Source organism: Planktothrix sp. FACHB-1355, from assembly GCF_014748295.1.
GTDB classification, from domain to species: domain Bacteria; phylum Cyanobacteriota; class Cyanobacteriia; order Cyanobacteriales; family Aerosakkonemataceae; genus Aerosakkonema; species Aerosakkonema funiforme_A.
This window is the reverse complement of the sequence record NZ_JACJUP010000904.1, coordinates 1-3,007: the sequence shown is the minus strand read 5'-3', so window position 1 is coordinate 3,007 and position 3,007 is coordinate 1. Positions and strand designations below refer to the sequence as shown.

The window sequence follows — 3,007 nt, the reverse complement described above, 5'->3', positions numbered from 1 at the left end:
ATCGAGTTTTAGCATTATTGCCCGGTTTTACAGTCAATCGGCGCTTCATGGAACAAATGATGGGAGTGCGGGAATCTTTGCCAGAAAGTATTATAACTGAGTTGCAAAGTGCTAGTTGGCAAGAGCGTTTGCAAGATAGTTGGCGATTGGTTAAAACAGTTGTAGGTTTAGTCACAAATTATTTCCTTCTCCCCCGTCGCATTCGGCAATTTTATCGACGATTAGATCGAGCTTTGCAGGCGTCGCCATTCAATATAGAAGATTTGCGTCCCGATGAATTGGCAGCTTATTATCGCCAAATTGAAAGTCAATTGCTGACTCGTTGGGATGCACCATTAATTAACGATTTCTTGGCGATGATTTTCTACGGTGTTTTGCGACGGCTAACCGAAAAATGGTGCAACGATGAATCGAAAACCCTGCAAAACGATTTGATTGGCGGCGAAGGCAATATTATCAGTACAGAACCTGCCAAAAAAATGCGAGAAATGGCCGATTTGGTGACTGTGAATCGTGAATTTGCCAAACTGTTGTGTGATGGTTCCTTAACTGCGATTTTGCCAGCAATGGCACAATTGCCTCAGTTTAAATTATTGTATCAGCAATATTTGGATAAGTTTGGCGATCGCTGCTTGGAAGAACTCAAATTAGAAAGTCCCACACTTCAGGATAATCCACTTCCTTTATTGCGTGCGATCGGTCAATTATCCCTCTCCCCTTCCCCCTCTCTCCCCGTCTCCCCCTCTTCTCGAAAAACAGCAGAATTACGAGTGAGGAGAGCGTTGAGGGGCAATCCTTTGCGGCGATTCGTGTTTAATTGGGTGCTGAAAAATGCTCGAAGACGAGTGCGCGATCGCGAAAATTTACGCTTTGAACGTACCCGCGTTTTTGGTCGCGCACGGCGAGTTTTTGTAGAATTAGGAAAGCGTTTTTATGCACTCGATTTGCTGAACTCTCCCCGCGATATTTTCTATTTAGAAGTAAACGAAATTTTGGGATTTATTGAAGGTACAGCTACCTGCACAGACCTGAAAGGATTGGTAGCTGTGCGTCAAGCAGAATTTGCCAAATATAAGGATATGCCATCACCAGGCGATCGCTTTGAAACGCGAGGCATAGTTTATCGGGGAATTGAGAATGGGTTGGTTTCTTCAGATTCCGTAGGGTGCGTTAGCGAAACGCAATCGAGCGTAACGCACCACAGCTATTTACAGGGAATCGGTTGCTCTCCGGGAGTCGTGCGCGGTGCTGTGCGCGTGATTAAAGATCCAAAACAAATTGTCGGAAATGAGAACAGCGTACCCCTACAACCAGGTACAATTATTGTTGCCGATCGCACCGATCCGGGTTGGATTTTGCTATTTCCCGCCGCTGCTGGTTTGCTAGTAGAAAAAGGCAGTTTGCTATCTCACGCTGCCATTGTTGCGCGAGAGTTGGGAATTCCTGCGATCGTCTCTCTCCCCGGCGTCACCGAATGGTTAAAAGACGGTGACTTGGTGGAACTTAACGGCAGCACTGGCAAAGTTTCTAAGATTAGCTAATTGGGAATAGAAAATCAAACGAAGTTTTTCTAAAAATTTTAATTGTCTAATTACTAAATATGATATAATCTCATAATTATGGCTATTCCATCAGAACTGAATGCTCTGATTGAGCGATTAAACCAAGAGTTAGATACGATCGAGCGGGAAGCAACAGCAGGACTTAACCTGGCCAGAGTCAGCATGGAGCGTTTCCCCAACAATTTTACATTGGTTCAGTTGTTTGCCTTTTTGAATACGAGTATGTTTTTTGCAGAAACATCCAGAAGGCGAATACAGGTTAGTGTTGAGTATCTCTCAGCAAATGATGTGATTATAGAAGAAAAAATTCAGGAGGTTGGAGAAGATTTAGCAATAGAGTTAGGTCAAGTGCTGGAAACAAAAATAACTGTTGGTAGGGTTAAAACTCGATTGGAGAACTTGCAATGACACAAAAAGAACTGGATGAAAATGAACTCCTAGAGATTCTGGAATTAGCAAAGGAAGCTGAACAGAAAGCCAGGAAAATGTGTGAAACGATCACAGCTAATACTGCCAAATACAAACGTTGGTATGAAGCTAAAAGAGTAGTAGAAGTAGCTGCACAGAAGTAAGATCGGTAGGGATGAAAAAGGGCGATCGCACTTCCGGTATGCAAAGAAGTGCGATCGCTCAGATTGCTCTCTTTAAAAATAAAATAATTTAATAATTAGGCTTATGACACAAAAAGTTTTGGATGAAAAGAAATTACTCGAAATTCTGGAATTAGCCAAGATTGGCGAACAACAACTTAAAGAGATAAGCGAAATGGCAACAGCAATGGCAGAGAAATACCAAGGCTGGTATGAAGAAGGAATGGCTAGAAAGCAGGAAGAAGAAGGAGAAAAATGAAACAGAAAGAAATGGATGAAAAGGAACTTCTAGAAATTGTGGAACTTGCTAAGAAAGCGGAACAGAAAGCAAGGGAAATGTGCGAGTCGATAACGGCTCATGCGGAAAAGTGGCGACTGAGGGCGGAAGCTAAAAGGGCTGCTGCTGCACAGAAGCAGGAAGTTTGAAAGAGTTTGGAAATGGGCATTAGTTATAGACCAAGCAATAATGTTGTAGTGGCGATTTGTTCACCCGCTGGGGAATCAATTCCCCAGCTAATAGCCCAAGTCCACTTAAGTGGACTGAAAAATTTGTATTCAGTCCATTTTAATGGACTTTCGCTATAAGAAAAGCGATTTGAATCGCAGGCGGGCTGACAGCTTTCGTGAATGGCTTTTTATATAGAATTAAACTTGATATCTTTTGAGCGATCGCACACCGAATCGCACCCCAAATTTCCTCAAAAATTACCTTGTAGTGGCGATTTGTTCACCCGCTGGGGAATCAATTCCCCAGCTAATAGCCCAACTTCACCCGCTGGGGAATCAATTCCCCAGCTAATAGCCCAAGTCCACTTAAGTGGACTGAAAAATTTGTATTCAGTCCATTTTAATGGA

Annotated in this window: 6 protein-coding genes; all 6 read left to right on the top strand. The window is 42.9% G+C overall.

What is annotated here, in order from left to right; all coding sequences use genetic code 11:
- On the top strand, positions 1 to 1,541 hold a 1,541-nt coding region (locus H6S82_RS26740; protein WP_242057125.1), incomplete at its 5' end, for a PEP-utilizing enzyme.
- Between the two features lie 78 nt (positions 1,542 to 1,619).
- On the top strand, positions 1,620 to 1,970 hold the full coding sequence (locus H6S82_RS26735) for a restriction endonuclease subunit S (RefSeq protein WP_190472973.1): 351 nt from the start codon (positions 1,620 to 1,622) through the stop codon (positions 1,968 to 1,970).
- The gene (locus H6S82_RS26730) at positions 1,967 to 2,134 is read left to right on the top strand and encodes a hypothetical protein (RefSeq protein WP_190472970.1); all 168 of its coding nucleotides are present in this window, start codon (positions 1,967 to 1,969) and stop codon (positions 2,132 to 2,134) included. The genes H6S82_RS26735 and H6S82_RS26730 overlap by 4 nt, the downstream gene beginning before the upstream one ends.
- A gap of 103 nt (positions 2,135 to 2,237) precedes the next feature.
- Complete coding sequence (locus H6S82_RS26725; RefSeq protein WP_190472968.1) at positions 2,238 to 2,411, top strand: hypothetical protein; 174 nt, start codon at positions 2,238 to 2,240, stop codon at positions 2,409 to 2,411.
- Positions 2,408 to 2,578 (top strand): hypothetical protein, encoded by a 171-nt coding sequence (locus H6S82_RS26720; protein ID WP_190472965.1) that lies wholly within the window; start codon positions 2,408 to 2,410, stop codon positions 2,576 to 2,578. The genes H6S82_RS26725 and H6S82_RS26720 overlap by 4 nt, the downstream gene beginning before the upstream one ends.
- A gap of 201 nt (positions 2,579 to 2,779) precedes the next feature.
- A partial coding sequence (locus H6S82_RS33095; protein WP_206756903.1) for a hypothetical protein occupies positions 2,780 to 3,007 on the top strand: 228 nt, incomplete at its 3' end.

What these genes read in the sequence shown, in the direction of transcription:
- H6S82_RS26735 (WP_190472973.1), top strand. Translation starts at nt 1,620, where the DNA reads ATGGCTATTCCATCAGAACTGAATGCTCTGATTGAGCGATTAAACCAA.
- H6S82_RS26730 (WP_190472970.1), top strand. Translation starts at nt 1,967, where the DNA reads ATGACACAAAAAGAACTGGATGAAAATGAACTCCTAGAGATTCTGGAA.
- H6S82_RS26725 (WP_190472968.1), top strand. Translation starts at nt 2,238, where the DNA reads ATGACACAAAAAGTTTTGGATGAAAAGAAATTACTCGAAATTCTGGAA.
- H6S82_RS26720 (WP_190472965.1), top strand. Translation starts at nt 2,408, where the DNA reads ATGAAACAGAAAGAAATGGATGAAAAGGAACTTCTAGAAATTGTGGAA.